The organism is Yersinia vastinensis, assembly GCF_902726565.1.
Classification (GTDB): Bacteria; Pseudomonadota; Gammaproteobacteria; order Enterobacterales; family Enterobacteriaceae; genus Yersinia; species Yersinia vastinensis.
In genome coordinates, this window is sequence record NZ_CACVAF010000003.1 from 308,273 (window position 1) to 323,877 (window position 15,605).

The following is a 15,605-nucleotide window of genomic DNA, read 5'->3' on the forward strand; positions in this document are numbered from 1 at the left end:
TTATCTTTTCCTATATGTATAAAATAACAATAAAACTAAATAATTACTGAGTTTGCCAATGCGTATTAAACGCTATTTGGTAGCCGTCGTATTCGGCAAAATAACAGGTATATCTGATGTAATGGCAGCAATGGATACATCTGAAACTCGGCTAAACACGCAATCTTTTGCATTTTCGGAACGACATGTATAACTCTGGTAAGGTGAGTTTTCTTCATTCTTAACCCAAGCGGGCTTATCTGTTATTGAGATATATAACCCATTATTAATAAGCGATTTATTGTCTCTCAGTTTCATTTGTAAAAAACCTGCATCAAGCTGATAACTGCATTGTACCAATATGCCTAGTGCTCGGTCACTTGTACCATGCGGGTAGTAAAATGCTTCTAGGAAGCGAACTGTATCACCTTTATTTTCAGCCCCTTGTGCGGAACCATGCCAACGTTGATTGTCCGATATATAAGTGCTCATAACCCGTGTAATTTCATTTGATTCTGGGCATGTGGTTATTTCGATGGCAGAAGCCAAGGGGGATAATAAAAATAAACAAGAAGTGACGATATATTTTATCTTTCCCATTCTACACTCCATAAATAATAGGATTCTAAGTTGAATGAATACGTTATTAAATCCAACGGCCAGAGAGTAGCATTCAGGAAATGAGCTAAAAACATTAAACAATAACGATAGATTATTATTAATTAATAGGTAATCTTCACAGGGTGATAAAATAAAAAAAGCCCATAAAATGGGCTTTTTAAACTAAAATCAAAGATGTCTTAATTAATCTTTAGCGCCGTTCTAAAATCTCGAAACAATAGCTGTGCGAATTAGCATCGTCTGCATCATGGAACTCACTGAAGGTACTTTCCCATTCATCCGGCTCATAATCAGGAAAGTGTGTGTCTCCCCCCACTTCAGCATCAATGTGCGTCAGGTACATACGGTTCGCGCGGTCTAAGAATTGCTTATAGACCCGCCCGCCCCCCATAACCATCACTTCTTCCACATCACCCGCCAAAGCAAGTGCTTCATCAATAGAGCTGGCCCACGTCACCCGGTCATCAGTTCCTGGTTGGCTACTGATAACAATATTCAAGCGGCCAGGCAGAGGACGACCAATAGACTCGAATGTCTTACGACCCATAATTACCGGTTTATTTAGTGTGTTACGTTTGAACCACGCTAAATCAGCCGGTAAGTGCCATGGCATGGCGTTTTCCATACCAATAACGCGATCCGCTGCCAATGCAGCGATCAGGCTGATAATCATTATTAAACCCTGTAGGCTGCAAGAGCCAGTACCGAAAAATTGCTCACACTATACGTAAAGCCTAATCCAGCGTCGATAGAGATAAGCAGGCTAATCGCATATATAAGACAGCTCTTAGCCCAACTCAAAAACAGGGTAGAAAAAAAACCTTATACACCAGGACGTTTGCGATATAACCACAATCCAGGTAAGGATAAACCAATCGACAACGCACCAACAATAAATGAAGCTTTTAAGAAATTGGTCACCATGACCGACATTAATTCTTCGGTGTAACCCAGATGAGAAATCTCCACCACCGAGATCATTGCGGTATAGGCCGAGATCCCAGGAAACATAGGAATGACGGCGGCAACAGTGAAAACTTTTGGGTGCGCCAGCAACCAACGCGACCAATTAATTCCGATGATCCCAATCATAATGGAAGCCACAAGTGAGGCCAGCTCGATATTCATACCGAAATGGATCATCAGCATGCGCGAACCATGACCAATAGCCCCCAGCAACGCACAATAACGTAGTGCGCGAACCGGCACATTAAATACCATCGCAAAACCCAATGCTGGAATGGCGGCCAACACCATATCCTGTAATAACGCCCAGAGTAAACTCACGACCACCCCCGCAATCCCCACAATGCCATGGCGAATACCACCCCAATGCAGGTTGATAAGGTTAATAAACTTGCCATTGCCCAACGGGCAAGACCGGTATTAACATGGCCTTTGAACATATCAGCAACCGCATTAATTAGCGGGAATCCGGGCACCAACAGCAAGACGCTGGCGGCCATCGCGACACTCGATGCTTCATGGAAAAACGGTAAGCGCATCAATAAACCAGATGTTGAGGTCGCCACAAAAGCCGTGATACAAAAATTAATCAACGGATTCATATGGCGGGCAGTCAAACTTTGGCGCACAAACATTGCCAACCCACTGGCTAAAAAGCTGATGGAAAAGGCATCCCAACCACCGCCGTTTAATTTACTGAAGCAACCACATGACAGAGCAACCATCACTACAACCAAGGCTCGCGGATAACGCAGCGGTTTAATATTCTCAAAACGCCTATCCACATCCTTGGCATCCAGTAAGTGGTGTTCAACTAAAATGACGATATGTTGAACCTCCGTCACTACCTGCATATTGATGCCACGATCCGTATTTTTGCGCGTCGATGTCAGGCAATTCCCTTGGCTAATGGTGGTTAATACCACGGCGTTAGCCGAGATAGAACTCTCAACACTATCCATTCCAAGTGCCATACCAAGCCGGGCAGATAACTGCTCTACCAGCATACTTTCGGCCCCATGTTGCAGCAGTAACAGGGCACATTTAATACACAATCGAGTAATTTCCCGTTGCTGTTGATGTGGTTCCTCACTGTTTATTACATTCGCCTGGCTCATATTCGTGCATCACTATCCGTCAAAAGAGTAAAAGATAAAGGCTTAATCCCATCACTGCTGACAACAAAACCACCACCGATAATCAATAACAATAATGCACAGGACACCAAGTGGCGTTATTATCGCCATAACGCACCGTTTCTTACTCGGTAATATCTATGCTTGAAACCTCTATATTCGTCGCGACCATTGCTACATTGGGAATGATCTCCCCCGGCCCCGATTTTTTTCTGGTCATTAAAAATGCCGCCCGCTATCGCCGCCCTGCCGCCATGATGACGGCCCTCGGTGTCATTTTGGGTGTCGCGACACATATGTCTTACTGCGTGGCTGGGCTGGCAGTGGTTATCACCACCACCCCGTGGCTATTCAACTTTCTGAAATATGCCGGAGCTTGCTACTTGATCTGGATTGGTATCCAGGCATTGCTGTCACGCGGAGAAAGTAAGCTGAGTCTGGATAACGCGGCACAGTCTCCCATCACGTTGAAAGCCGCATTTTTACAGGGATACCTTTGCAACTTATTGAATCCCAAAGCGACTCTTTTCTTCCTCGCCGTCTTTACGCAAATATTACAGATTAACTCCGGCGTGGGTGAAAAACTGTGGTACGCCTCAATCATCTGGGTACTGGCCGTTATCTGGTGGCCTTTACTGGTGATTCTGATTCAAAGTGCGCCCGTACGTCGTGGTTTGGCGAAGGCACAAAAAGTTGTCGATAAACTTTTGGGCGGCCTGTTGATTGGCCTGGGAATCAAAGTCGCTTTAAGCTAGTCGCATCGGCCTTTGATTCGCTAGTTATTAAGTACTATCCACAATCCAATGAGCGGTAACATTGGTAAAGATCAATGTTGTTTATGAACAATATTATTGTTTATGAAAAATACTGTTTTTATGGTTAAAAGCCGTAATTCTTTAAATAGTGAGCATAAAAAAGGGCGATGTCTCCATCGCCCTCTTATTTACTGGATTGTCACCCGTATTAACCTTTCATATTCTTAATCTTGGCGTGCATTTCCTGCACTGAAATAACTTGTTCAGTTGGATCTGCATTCAGTGCCATGGCTGTGGCAAAACCACCATTCAGGGTTGTGTCGTAATGCACCTTATATTGCAAAGCACTGCGGCGGATTAATTTGGAGTCTTCAATCGCTTGACGCCCCGCAGTAGTATTCACGATATATGTGTATTCGCCATTCTTGATGCGGTCCTGAATGTGTGGACGCCCTTCATGCACCTTGTTGACCAAGCGTGGATTAATGCCTGCCTCGCCCAACACCACCGCAGTGCCGTGAGTTGCATCCAATTCAAAGCCCTGTTTAAGCAGTTTTGCCGCCAAATCAACCACACGATGTTTGTCACCCTCGCGTACCGATAACAGCGCACGACCGCTCTTTTTCATACCAGACTGGCTGCCCAACATGGCTTTAGAAAATGCTTCAGCGAAGGTACGGCCAACCCCCATCACTTCACCAGTGGAGCGCATCTCTGGCCCTAAAATTGGGTCAACACCTGGGAATTTATTGAACGGCAGCACCACTTCTTTCACTGAGTAGTAAGGTGGAATAATTTCTTCCAGAATACCTTGCTCTGCCAAACTCTGCCCCACCATCACGCGGGCTGCAATTTTGGCCAGCGGCATACCGGTTGCTTTAGAAACGAAAGGTACTGTACGGGCCGCTCGCGGGTTAACTTCAATCAGATAGACTTCGTTATTCTTCACCGCAAACTGCACGTTCATCAGACCACGAACACAAAGCTCAAAGGCCAGTTTTTCTACTTGCTGGCGCATAACATCCTGAATTTCCTTGCTCAGGGTGTAAGCAGGTAATGAACAGGCAGAGTCACCTGAGTGAACCCCAGCTTGCTCGATATGCTCCATAATGCCGCCGATTAATACGCGCTCACCGTCGCAAATAGCATCCACATCCACTTCAACCGCATCATCAAGGAAGCGGTCTAGCAATACAGGTGCATCATTCGACACGCTGACTGCATTTTGGAAGTAACGGCGCAGGTCAGTTTCGTCATACACGATTTCCATCGCGCGGCCACCCAACACATAAGATGGACGAACCACCAGCGGATAGCCCAGACCGGTAGCCTTCTCAACGGCCTGTTCAATGGTCGCAACAGTGGCATTAGCCGGTTGCTTCAAGCCCAGACGGTTCACTGCCTGTTGGAAACGTTCACGGTCTTCAGCACGGTCAATAGCATCTGGACTGGTGCCAATCACAGGGACACCTGCAGCTTCCAGTTCGCGGGCCAGTTTCAATGGTGTCTGACCACCGTACTGCACAATCACGCCGGTCGGTTTTTCGATGCGAACGATTTCCAGTACATCTTCCAACGTGACAGACTCAAAGTAGAGACGATCCGAGGTATCGTAGTCAGTGGAGACAGTTTCTGGGTTGCAGTTCACCATGATGGTTTCATAACCATCTTCGCGCAGAGCCAGTGACGCATGTACACAGCAATAGTCAAATTCAATGCCCTGACCAATACGGTTCGGGCCACCTCCCAGCACCATCACTTTCGGGCGATCGCTGGTTGGATTGGATTCACACTCTTCCTCATAGGTCGAGTACATGTAGGCAGTATCGGTAGAGAATTCTGCCGCACAGGTATCTACACGCTTATAAACTGGGTGCAAACCATATTTGTAACGCAGTTTGCGCACTTCACTTTCAGCCACACCGACCAATTTCGCCAGACGCGCATCAGCAAAACCTTTGCGTTTCAACTGGCGCATAAACTCAGCGGTCAGGCCATTGATGCCGTACTCTGCCACATTCTCTTCCAGACGAACCAGCTCTTCAATCTGCACCAAGAACCAGCGGTCAATATTGGTCAGGTTGAAGACACCATCAACAGACATCCCTGCGCGGAATGCATCGGCGATATACCAGATACGATCAGCACCCGCTTCTTTCAATTCGCGGCGAATTTTAGTCAACGCTTCAGGGTCATCAAGACTGACTTTAGGGTCAAAACCTGTTGCCCCCACTTCCAGGCCGCGCAATGCTTTTTGCAGTGACTCCTGCTGAGTGCGGCCAATCGCCATCACTTCACCGACAGATTTCATCTGTGTGGTCAGGCGGTCATTCGCGCCGGCAAACTTTTCGAAGTTAAAGCGCGGGATTTTGGTCACAACATAGTCAATGGATGGCTCGAAGGATGCCGGAGTACGACCACCAGTGATGTCATTCATTAACTCATCAAGCGTATAACCCACGGCCAGCTTGGCGGCAATCTTGGCGATGGGGAAGCCTGTAGCTTTAGACGCCAGCGCGGAAGAACGGGATACACGCGGGTTCATTTCAATAACGATCAAACGGCCATTCTTCGGGTTAACCGAGAACTGCACGTTAGAGCCGCCAGTTTCTACACCGATTTCACGCAGCACTGCCATCGAGGCATTACGCATGATTTGATATTCTTTATCCGTCAGCGTCTGAGCTGGGGCTACCGTGATGGAATCACCGGTATGAATACCCATGGCATCAAAGTTTTCGATGGAGCAAACAATAATGCAGTTGTCGTTTTTATCACGGACAACTTCCATTTCGTACTCTTTCCAACCAATCAGTGACTCATCAATCAGCAACTCTTTGGTTGGCGATAAATCCAGACCGCGCTCACAAATTTCTTCAAACTCTTCGCGGTTATACGCAATACCACCGCCGGTGCCACCCATAGTAAAGGAAGGGCGGATAATACATGGGAAGCCAACATCAGCCGCCACGGCTAGTGCTTCTTCCATATTATGCGCAATACCTGAGCGGGCAGTATCCAGACCAATCTTCTTCATCGCGATATCAAAGCGACGGCGGTCTTCTGCTTTATCAATAGCATCGGCGGTTGCACCAATCATGGTGACACCAAATTCAGCCAGAACACCTTGGCGTTCTAGTTCTAACGCGCAGTTCAGTGCGGTTTGGCCGCCCATGGTTGGCAACACGGCATCCGGGCGCTCTTTTTCAATGATTTTGCGCACCACTTCCCAGTGAATCGGCTCAATGTAGGTTGCATCGGCCATCTCTGGATCGGTCATGATAGTTGCAGGATTAGAGTTCACCAGAATGACGCGGTAGCCCTCTTCGCGCAGAGCCTTACAAGCCTGAGCGCCGGAGTAATCAAACTCACAAGCCTGGCCGATAACGATGGGGCCAGCGCCCAGAATCAGGATGCTTTTTATATCGGTACGTTTTGGCATGGTCTTAGCTCCTGATTACTTGCTATTAGTGCTTGCTGATGATGCGCGATAGGCTTCAATCAGTTCGATAAAGTGATTAAACAACGGAGCGGCATCATGCGGCCCAGGGCTAGCTTCAGGATGTCCCTGGAAGCTGAACGCTGCTTTATCAGTGCGGTGAATCCCTTGCAGGGAACCATCGAATAGGGAGACGTGTGTGGTGCGCAAATTGGGCGGTAATGTCGTCTCATCAACAGCGAAACCGTGGTTCTGTGCGGTGATCATCACACAGTTTGCATCCAAATCCTTCACTGGATGGTTACCACCGTGATGACCGAATTTCATTTTTACCGTTTTCGCGCCGCTCGCCAGAGCCAACAACTGGTGGCCTAAGCAAATACCAAACACCGGGATATCTGTTTCTAAGAAACGCTTAATCGCTGCGATAGCATAATCGCATGGCTCTGGGTCCCCGGGGCCGTTTGATAAGAAGATGCCATCTGGATTCAATTTCAGCACGTCTTCAGCTGGCGTTTGTGCCGGAACAACCGTCAAGCGGCAACCGCGATCCACCAGCATGCGCAAGATATTACGTTTCACACCATAGTCGTATGCCACGACGTGGAATGGCAACTCTTCAGCTTGCTTCGCCGCCGGTAAATCACCTTCTAGCGTCCAGCTACCTTGCAGCCAGTGATAAACTTCTTTGGTGGTCACTTCTTTCGCCAGATCCATCCCCTTCAAACCAGGGAACGCTTTTGCTTTTTCCAGCGCCAAAGCGGCATCAGATAAGTCACCCACAATAATGCAGCCGTTTTGTGCGCCTTTCTCACGCAGCAACCGAGTCAGCTTACGGGTATCGATATCTGCAATCGCCACAATATTGTGGCGTTTGAGATATTCGGATAAGCCTTCTTCATTACGGTAATTGCTAGCAATCAATGGTAGGTCACGAATAACAAGACCTTGGGCGTGTACTGCGGAGGATTCTTCATCGGAGGCATTAGTGCCGACATTGCCGATATGGGGATAAGTAAGAGTGACGATCTGGCGGGAGTAGGAAGGATCAGTGAGGATTTCTTGATAACCGGTCATCGACGTATTGAAGACCACTTCCCCCACTGCCGTACCCTCTGCCCCGATGGCCCGACCGTGAAATTGGGTTCCGTCTTCGAGAACCAATAGCGCTGACTTAATCAAAACACCCTCCAAGGAATAAACAGTCACATTATTTGCATATTAATTCATATCTAGCGATCTAAATCAATGCAAAAACCGCCCTCAAAGCTAATTTTTGGCAAATTGGGCGCATTTTAATGATGAGTGACGCTCTTGTCTAGCCAAAGTGCCATTTTTTCTCTGTTTTTTGCGCTTCTCATTAAAATGAGTCGATTATAGCGGCAAAAACACAAGCTAACTTAACATAGTAAACGGTTGCGAGGTGGAGTGGCTGCAAAATATCATTCTAAAGAGAGGAAAGTGAGCGTAAGTGCTGAACAAGAAGGACAAACAGTAGAAAATAGAGATTAGACATATAAAAGTAAGCATTTGATACAGAAAATGATACATAGATTATATTTTTAATAGAAATAAAAAAGGACGATAAAATATCGCCCTGTTATCAAACAATTATGATAAAACAACCACATCACTGGCTGTGCTTTACACCTTTAAAGTTCATTCAAATTCAGTACATCTCGCATATCAAATAGACCATTATCAAGCTTAGAGACCCAAACAGCTGATTTAACGGCACCATTAGCAAAAGTCATACGACTCGTGGCTTTATGGGTGATTTCAACTCGCTCACCGATATCAGCAAACATCGCCGTATGTTCCCCGACAATGTCACCTGCTCGCACTGTTGCAAAACCAATTGTGCCTGGCTGGCGTTCTCCGGTATGGCCTTCACGGCTATAAACCGCGCAATCTTTCAGTGAACGCCCCAAAGAATTAGCAATCGCCTCACCCATTGCCAGTGCAGTACCTGATGGCGCATCAACCTTATGACGATGATGCGCTTCGATAATCTCAATATCGGTATAATCGCCCATCACTTTGGCCGCTTTTTCCAGCAGCTTAAGCACCACATTCACCCCGACACTAAAGTTTGCGGCAAACACGATACCAATATCAGTTGCTGCATCAGCGATAGCGGCTTTACCTGCATCATCAAAACCGGTCGTACCAATAATCATGGCCTTACGGTGCTGGCGGCAAATTGCCAAGTGCTCCAACGTGCCCTCTGGGCGAGTAAAGTCGATCAACACATCAAAATGATCAGTCACTTTAGATAAATCATCACTAACCACGATGTTCAGTAAACCCGTACCAGCCAGCTCACCCGCATCGCTTCCCACTAATGAGGAGCCTACGCGCTCAACAGCAGCCCCCAGAACAACACCTTGCGTCTGTGTAATTGCCTGAATAAGCTGTCGTCCCATGCGGCCACCCGCGCCGACCACCGCGATACGAATTGTTGAATCAGTCATTAGTTCTCCCAATATTGTGTCATCTGCCCTGACAAGGGTTCAGATTAGCTGCCCGCAGTGGACTCTGCCAGCCTATTTAATCTGTATTAGAAAAAAATGATATACACTCATTTTTATCAGTGAAACCACTTAATTCCTTACATTACATTCATTAACTCGTAAACCCACGGGGGCTACAGTTAATCAGATACTCAATTTATCCTAATCCTGCGCCATCCCCTTCATTTCGGGAATAACGGCTATTTCGCATATTCATGCAATTATGATGCTATATATTCTATCATTCGTACTACTTTGTAGTGCGGTTCTATACGTCGTAACGATAAAGCCCCCTTCCAGGCGTAAAAAAAGCAGCCACTAAGGGCTGCTTGATAGACAGTAACAAATACTTGTCAGAGAGAATAAACATCAATCAATCGATCTGTTTAACCTCAACGCGTAATTCTTTAGGTACTTCAAAAACGATATTTTCTTCACGGCCGCGCAGTTCAACTGACCCGCTTGCGCCGAAGGCTTGCAAGCGTGCAATAACTTGCTGCACCAGAATATCAGGAGCTGATGCACCTGCAGTCACACCAATGCATGTTGCACCCTGCAACCAAGACTCTTTAATATCATCGGCAGAATCAATTAGATAAGCTGCTTTACCCATACGCTGTGCTAACTCGGCCAAGCGGTTAGAGTTAGATGAGTTTTTCGAGCCGACCACCAAAACCACATCCGCATCATTCGCCAAATTCCGCACGGCTTCCTGCCGATTGGTGGTGGCGTAGCAGATATCATCTTTACGTGGACCGATTATTTTCGGAAAACGCTGCTGTAAGGCATCAATGACAGCAGAGGTATCATCAACTGACAATGTTGTCTGAGTCATAAAGCAGAGATTATTCTCGTCTTTAACCTTCAGTTTCCAAACATCATCCGGAGACTCAACCAAATACATTCCCCCTTTCGGGTTGCTGTATTGCCCCATAGTACCTTCCACTTCAGGATGACCAGCATGGCCAATCAAGATAGCTTCTTTCCCTTTGCGGCTAGCGCGCGCGACTTCCATATGAACTTTTGTCACCAATGGGCAGGTGGCATCAAACAACATGGTTAAATCACGCGCTCGAGCCTCTGCCCGAACCGCTTGCGACACACCATGGGCCGAGAAAATCAGAATGGAGCCATCTGGCACCTCTGCGATATCCTCGATAAAGATAGCGCCGCGCTCACGCAAGCTATCCACCACATAACGGTTGTGCACCACTTCATGACGTACATAAATTGGCGCGCCATACATTTCTATCGCGCGCTCAACAATACTGATAGCCCGATCAACTCCGGCACAAAAGCCGCGTGGATTAGCCAGCAATATCTGCATGGACAGCCTCCTGTTGGGGGTCAATCTCCAGCACTTCAATTTCAAAGCTGATGACATGCCCGGCCAACGGGTGATTAAAATCAACAGTAATGGACTCATCTGCGACCTCCCGCACAACGCCTGGCATTTCACTGCCATCACGGGAGGTAAACAGCATGATGGTTCCGGCATCTGGTACACCGGTTTGTGCAAAATCACGTTGAGTAAAGTACTGAATCAAATCCGGACTTTCCAAACCAAAGGCATCTTCAGGTTGCAAGGTAAAAGCGTGCTTATCGCCCACATTTAAACCCATCAACTGCTGTTCCAGCGCATCGGAAAGACTGTTATCGCCTAAGCGAAACAACGCAGGCTTTCCGTGAATATGAGTGGATTCTGCCGTTGAGCCATCTTCCAGCTTCAGAGTGAAATGCACTAATACGGCGCTCCCCTCTTGTACTTGATGGCTTTGTTCCTGCTCGGACATATCACTCACCTTTATTCATGGCCGTTTTTTCAGCCGGACTTAAAAAGCCTTCAAATATCACCAACGCAGCACCGATACAAATAGCTGTATCGGCGATGTTGAATGTTGGGAAGTGCCAGTTATTGACGTGAAAATCGATAAAGTCGATTACCGCACCATGCACCATACGATCAAATAAGTTACCTAATGCGCCACCGATAATCAGCGCATAAGCGCAATTGAGCAGGCGTTGTTTGGCGGTAGAACGATACATCAGCACCATCAATATGACTGAAATACCGATCGCTATCCCCGCAAAGAACCAACGCTGCCAACCGCTTTTATCCGCAAGGAAGCTAAATGCTGCACCAAAATTCTGGGCATAGGTCAGGTTGAAAAAAGGAATCAGCGGCACAGATTCATACAGAGCAAAGTGGGTCATGACCCACTGTTTGCTACCGAGATCCAAAATCACCACCAGTACAGCCAGCCATAACCAGCGCAATCCGGTCGAACAAATAGGTTTACTCATCAGGCGTACTTACGCTCTTCACCGTCTCCGGCAACGTTAGTGACACAGCGGCCGCACAGCTCTGCATGAACCGCATCCAAACCAATGTCTTGCGTGTAATGCCAGCAACGCGGGCACTTCTCACCATCGGCTTTATTAAAGGTAATTTTCAGCCCAGCAATTAATTCACTTTGCTGCGCATCGTCACCCGCGTCGGCATAGTCTGCAACTTTAGCGCCGGAAGTCAGCAACACAAAACGCAATTCATCTTGTAAGCTGTTCAGGCGCTCGGCCAGTTCAGGTGTGGCAAACAAGGTTACTGCTGCTTCCAGCGAGCCACCAATACGTTTGTCGCTGCGCGCCTGTTCTAGCACCTTGTTCACTTCGCCACGCACTTTTAACAGCTCGGCCCAGAAAGTATCGTTCATGCTTTCATCGCCTGCCAACCCAAACAGCCCCTCATACCATTCTTCAGTAAAGACATACTGAGGACGTTGACCTGGCAGTTGATTCCAGATTTCATCTGCGGTGAAGGACATGATGGGTGCCATCCAGCGAACCAACGCTTCTGCGATATGGAATAAGGCGGTCTGGCAGCTACGACGGGCAACACTGTCGCCTTTCGCGGTGTACTGACGGTCTTTGATAATATCGAGATAGAAAGAACCCATTTCTACAGAACAGAACTGCATCAGACGCTGCACAACCAAGTGGAAATCGTAATTTTCATACGCGGCCATAATCTCGGCCTGAGCCGCTTGCGCTCGCCCGACTGCCCAGCGGTCTACCACCACCATATCTTCCGGTTTCACCTGATGCTGTGCGGGATCGAATCCGTTAAGGTTCGCCAGCAAGAAGCGCGCAGTGTTACGGATACGGCGATAGGAATCAGCAGAGCGTTTCAAAATTTCATCAGAAACAGCAATTTCGCCAGTGTAGTCGGTTGATGCCACCCATAGGCGCAGGATGTCGCCACCCAGTTTATTCATTACATCTTGTGGGCTGATGGTGTTACCGATGGATTTGGACATTTTACGCCCTTGACCATCAACGGTGAAACCATGCGTTAGCACCTGACGATAAGGTGCTTTACCTTTCATCGCCGTCGCAATCATCAATGACGACATAAACCAGCCGCGATGCTGGTCGGAACCCTCCAAATACATATCTGGAGAATGACCATTGAACTCAGGGCGCACATCCACTACTGAGGAATGGGTTGAGCCAGAGTCAAACCAGACATCCAGTGTGTCAGGAACTTTGACGTAGTCAGCAGCATCCGCACCTAAGATCTCAGCAGGATCAAGATCCCACCACGCCTGAATACCATCTTGCTCTACGCGTTTGGCCACTTCTTCCATCAGCTCAGTGCTGCGTGGGTGAAGCACTTCCGTCTCTTTATGAACAAACAGAGACATCGGTACGCCCCAAGTACGCTGGCGTGAGATACACCAATCTGGGCGGTTTGCTACCATGGTCTCGATACGTGCCTGACCCCAGTCCGGGATCCATTGCACGCCTTTGATCTCTTCCAAAGACTGCTTACGCAACCCTTTTTGATCCATACTGATAAACCACTGTGGGGTCGCACGGAAAATGATTGGTGTCTTGTGGCGCCAGCAGCATGGATAGCTGTGGACCAGTTTTTCTACTTTCAGCAATGCGCCTTTTTCGCGCAACAGATCAACAATAACATCGTTAGCTTTAAAGACAAACAAGCCATCCAGCGTAGGGTAAGTTCCCGCCAAGTAGCAGCCGTTCGGCCCTACCGGGTTGGCAACTTCTAAACCGTATTTCTGGCCGATAACAAAGTCATCCGGGCCATGGCCTGGTGCAGTGTGAACCGCGCCAGTACCGGCATCCAGAGTCACATGGTCACCTAAAATCGCTGGCACATCAAAGCCCATAAACGGATGTGCAAAACGCAGCAGTTCAAGATCAGCACCTTTGCAGCTACCCAGAACAGTCCACTGGGCGATACCTGCACGCTTCATGACACTTTCAACCAAATCTGCGGCTAAAATCAGGCATTCACCTTCAATCTGCACCAATTGATAAATGTATTCAGCATTCAGTGAGATTGCACGGTTGGCAGGCAAGGTCCACGGGGTGGTGGTCCAGATAACCAGTGAAATCGGGCCGTTGACCTGAGTTACACCAAATTTTGCGCTCACGGTAGCTGTATCGACGGCATTAAAACGCACATCAATTGACGGAGATGTTTTATCGTAATATTCGACTTCTGCTTCAGCTAATGACGAACCACAGTCGGTACACCAGTGCACTGGCTTCGCGCCTTTATGCAGGTGACCGTTATCAATGATTTTGCTCAGTGCACGAATGATATTGGCTTCAGTCTTGAAATCCATCGTCAGGTAAGGATGGTCCCAATCGCCCAGCACACCCAGACGGATAAAGTCTGCTTTCTGACCTTCAACTTGTTCAGCCGCGTATTTCCGGCAGGCAGCACGGAACTCTGCAGCACTGACCTTCTCGCCCGGCTTACCAATTAACTGCTCAACTTTTAACTCGATCGGTAGACCGTGGCAGTCCCAACCTGGGATATAAGGTGAGTCGTAGCCAGCCATTCCTTTCGATTTAACAATAATATCTTTGAGAATTTTGTTAACAGAGTGACCAATGTGAATGTTGCCGTTCGCATATGGAGGGCCGTCGTGCAAAATAAAGGTCTTTTTACCCTTCTTGGCCGTACGAATAATCCCGTACAGATCCTGCTCATACCAACGTTTCAGCATGTCAGGTTCACGCTTAGCCAGATCGCCGCGCATCGGGAACCCTGTTTCAGGCAAATTCAGGGTATTCTTGTAGTCACTCATTAGATTCTCGGTTCCGTTTCGGCTAGAAATATTAAACCGGTGTCTTTAGCCCGAAAAATGTTCGGGCCGTCACCACATCATTGGCGATTTGCTGCTTCAACGCATCGAGCGAAGCAAAACGCTGTTCGTTGCGCAGTTTCGCGCGTAGCACCACATCAATATGGCGCCCATAAAGATCCATTGTTACATCAAGCAGATGAACCTCTAGCTGCTGGCGAATACCCGCAACAGTAGGCCGAGTGCCAATATTGGCAACACCGGGTAATGGCTTTGGACCCAAGCCATAAACATCAACCGCATACACTCCTTTGACTGGAGCAACTAAACGTTTTAACGGCAAATTTGCCGTCGGGAAGCCAATTGTGCGCCCCAGTTCGTCACCGTGAACTACACGGCCAGAAATACTGTATGGGTGGCCTAGCAGTGTCTCGGCCAACACCAAATCGTCGTCATTAAGTGCCTGACGAATCGCGGTGCTGCTGATACGCAGCCCGCCATCACAGAAGCTGTCCGTGCTGATAACATCAAAACCAAATTCAGCACCCGCCTGCTGTAATAGCTGAAAATCTCCCTGACGCCCTGCGCCAAAACGGAAATCATCACCAACGGTTAAAAACTTAACACCCAACTTCTCTACCAGCAACTGAGCAACGAAAGCTTGCGCAGTATTCGCCGCAAAACGCGGATCAAACTTAACGCACAATAAATAGTCAACACCGGCTTCGGCCAGATATTTCGCTTTATCGCGCAAACGCGTCAGCCGTGCTGGTGCTTTCTCTGCTGCAAACAATTCCAGTGGTTGCGGTTCAAATATCATTACCATAGCGGGCAAACCTAAACGCTGACCTTCGCGCTTTAGCTGCTCCAATAGGGCCTGATGTCCGCGATGGACACCATCAAAGTTACCGATAGTTAGCACGCAACCATGGTGGCGTGCCCGGATATTATGTATACCGCGAATTAGCTCCATAGCTGGCTCAAAACAGTGGAAATCGCCGGATTATACCTTGTACAGCGGTTAAGGTTAACCCGCGATTGGCACCTTTAACCGAAAGTCATACCATTTTGCCAATTAT

Annotated in this window: 13 protein-coding genes; 1 reads left to right on the forward strand and 12 read right to left on the reverse strand. The window is 47.8% G+C overall.

Annotated features, from left to right (window positions below; translation table 11 throughout):
- Window positions 1-72 precede the first annotated feature (72 nt).
- From HUZ92_RS06180 to HUZ92_RS06195, 4 genes are all read right to left on the reverse strand, one after another.
- Window positions 73-579, reverse strand: coding sequence for a DUF3757 domain-containing protein (locus HUZ92_RS06180; RefSeq protein WP_174846800.1), 507 nt, complete (start codon window positions 577-579; stop codon window positions 73-75).
- Window positions 580-790: 211 nt separating this feature from the next.
- On the reverse strand, window positions 791-1,270 hold the full coding sequence (folA, locus tag HUZ92_RS06185; RefSeq protein ID WP_172667324.1) for a type 3 dihydrofolate reductase: 480 nt from the start codon (window positions 1,268-1,270) through the stop codon (window positions 791-793).
- 152 nt (window positions 1,271-1,422) lie between these two features.
- Window positions 1,423-1,887, reverse strand: a complete 465-nt coding sequence (locus tag HUZ92_RS06190) for a threonine/serine exporter (protein ID WP_164908347.1) — start codon at window positions 1,885-1,887, stop codon at window positions 1,423-1,425.
- Complete coding sequence (locus HUZ92_RS06195) at window positions 1,884-2,684, reverse strand: threonine/serine exporter family protein (protein WP_050101749.1); 801 nt, start codon at window positions 2,682-2,684, stop codon at window positions 1,884-1,886. Before HUZ92_RS06195 ends, HUZ92_RS06190 begins: the two co-directional genes overlap by 4 nt.
- A 158-nt stretch (window positions 2,685-2,842) precedes the next feature.
- Here HUZ92_RS06195 and HUZ92_RS06200 point away from each other — a divergent pair, with 158 nt between their 5' ends.
- Complete coding sequence (locus HUZ92_RS06200) at window positions 2,843-3,457, forward strand: LysE family transporter (protein ID WP_050101747.1); 615 nt, start codon at window positions 2,843-2,845, stop codon at window positions 3,455-3,457.
- 208 nt (window positions 3,458-3,665) lie between these two features.
- Here the strand turns inward: HUZ92_RS06200 and carB are convergent, their stop codons facing one another.
- The 8 genes from carB to ribF form a co-directional block, all read right to left on the reverse strand.
- Window positions 3,666-6,899, reverse strand: coding sequence for a carbamoyl-phosphate synthase large subunit (carB, locus tag HUZ92_RS06205; RefSeq protein ID WP_050101745.1), 3,234 nt, complete (start codon window positions 6,897-6,899; stop codon window positions 3,666-3,668).
- A gap of 15 nt (window positions 6,900-6,914) precedes the next feature.
- Window positions 6,915-8,078: a glutamine-hydrolyzing carbamoyl-phosphate synthase small subunit gene (gene carA, locus HUZ92_RS06210; RefSeq protein WP_050101743.1), complete on the reverse strand. Its 1,164-nt coding sequence runs from the start codon at window positions 8,076-8,078 to the stop codon at window positions 6,915-6,917.
- Window positions 8,079-8,548: 470 nt separating this feature from the next.
- Window positions 8,549-9,370 carry a 4-hydroxy-tetrahydrodipicolinate reductase gene (gene dapB, locus HUZ92_RS06215; protein WP_050296354.1) on the reverse strand — a complete coding sequence of 274 codons (822 nt, stop codon included), beginning with the start codon at window positions 9,368-9,370 and terminating at the stop codon, window positions 8,549-8,551.
- Between the two features lie 412 nt (window positions 9,371-9,782).
- Entirely contained in the window at window positions 9,783-10,736 is a 954-nt protein-coding gene (ispH, locus tag HUZ92_RS06220) for a 4-hydroxy-3-methylbut-2-enyl diphosphate reductase (RefSeq protein ID WP_050296353.1), read from the reverse strand.
- Entirely contained in the window at window positions 10,717-11,202 is a 486-nt protein-coding gene (fkpB, locus tag HUZ92_RS06225; protein ID WP_128451288.1) for an FKBP-type peptidyl-prolyl cis-trans isomerase, read from the reverse strand. The genes ispH and fkpB overlap by 20 nt, the downstream gene beginning before the upstream one ends.
- 1 nt (window position 11,203) lies before the next feature.
- Window positions 11,204-11,713, reverse strand: coding sequence for a signal peptidase II (gene lspA, locus HUZ92_RS06230; protein WP_050101737.1), 510 nt, complete (start codon window positions 11,711-11,713; stop codon window positions 11,204-11,206).
- Window positions 11,713-14,529: an isoleucine--tRNA ligase gene (gene ileS / locus HUZ92_RS06235; RefSeq protein WP_050101735.1), complete on the reverse strand. Its 2,817-nt coding sequence runs from the start codon at window positions 14,527-14,529 to the stop codon at window positions 11,713-11,715. Before ileS ends, lspA begins: the two co-directional genes overlap by 1 nt.
- Window positions 14,530-14,560: 31 nt before the next feature.
- Window positions 14,561-15,499, reverse strand: a complete 939-nt coding sequence (ribF, locus tag HUZ92_RS06240) for a bifunctional riboflavin kinase/FAD synthetase (RefSeq protein WP_050101732.1) — start codon at window positions 15,497-15,499, stop codon at window positions 14,561-14,563.
- Window positions 15,500-15,605: the final 106 nt, after the last annotated feature.

Coding starts and splice junctions, on each gene's coding strand:
- HUZ92_RS06180 (WP_174846800.1), bottom strand. CDS start 579: ATGGGAAAGATAAAATATATCGTCACTTCTTGTTTATTTTTATTATCC.
- HUZ92_RS06195 (WP_050101749.1), bottom strand. CDS start 2,684: ATGAGCCAGGCGAATGTAATAAACAGTGAGGAACCACATCAACAGCAA.
- HUZ92_RS06200 (WP_050101747.1), top strand. CDS start 2,843: ATGCTTGAAACCTCTATATTCGTCGCGACCATTGCTACATTGGGAATG.
- carB (WP_050101745.1), bottom strand. CDS start 6,899: ATGCCAAAACGTACCGATATAAAAAGCATCCTGATTCTGGGCGCTGGC.
- dapB (WP_050296354.1), bottom strand. CDS start 9,370: ATGACTGATTCAACAATTCGTATCGCGGTGGTCGGCGCGGGTGGCCGC.
- ispH (WP_050296353.1), bottom strand. CDS start 10,736: ATGCAGATATTGCTGGCTAATCCACGCGGCTTTTGTGCCGGAGTTGAT.
- fkpB (WP_128451288.1), bottom strand. CDS start 11,202: ATGTCCGAGCAGGAACAAAGCCATCAAGTACAAGAGGGGAGCGCCGTA.
- lspA (WP_050101737.1), bottom strand. CDS start 11,713: ATGAGTAAACCTATTTGTTCGACCGGATTGCGCTGGTTATGGCTGGCT.
- ileS (WP_050101735.1), bottom strand. CDS start 14,529: ATGAGTGACTACAAGAATACCCTGAATTTGCCTGAAACAGGGTTCCCG.
- ribF (WP_050101732.1), bottom strand. CDS start 15,499: ATGGAGCTAATTCGCGGTATACATAATATCCGGGCACGCCACCATGGT.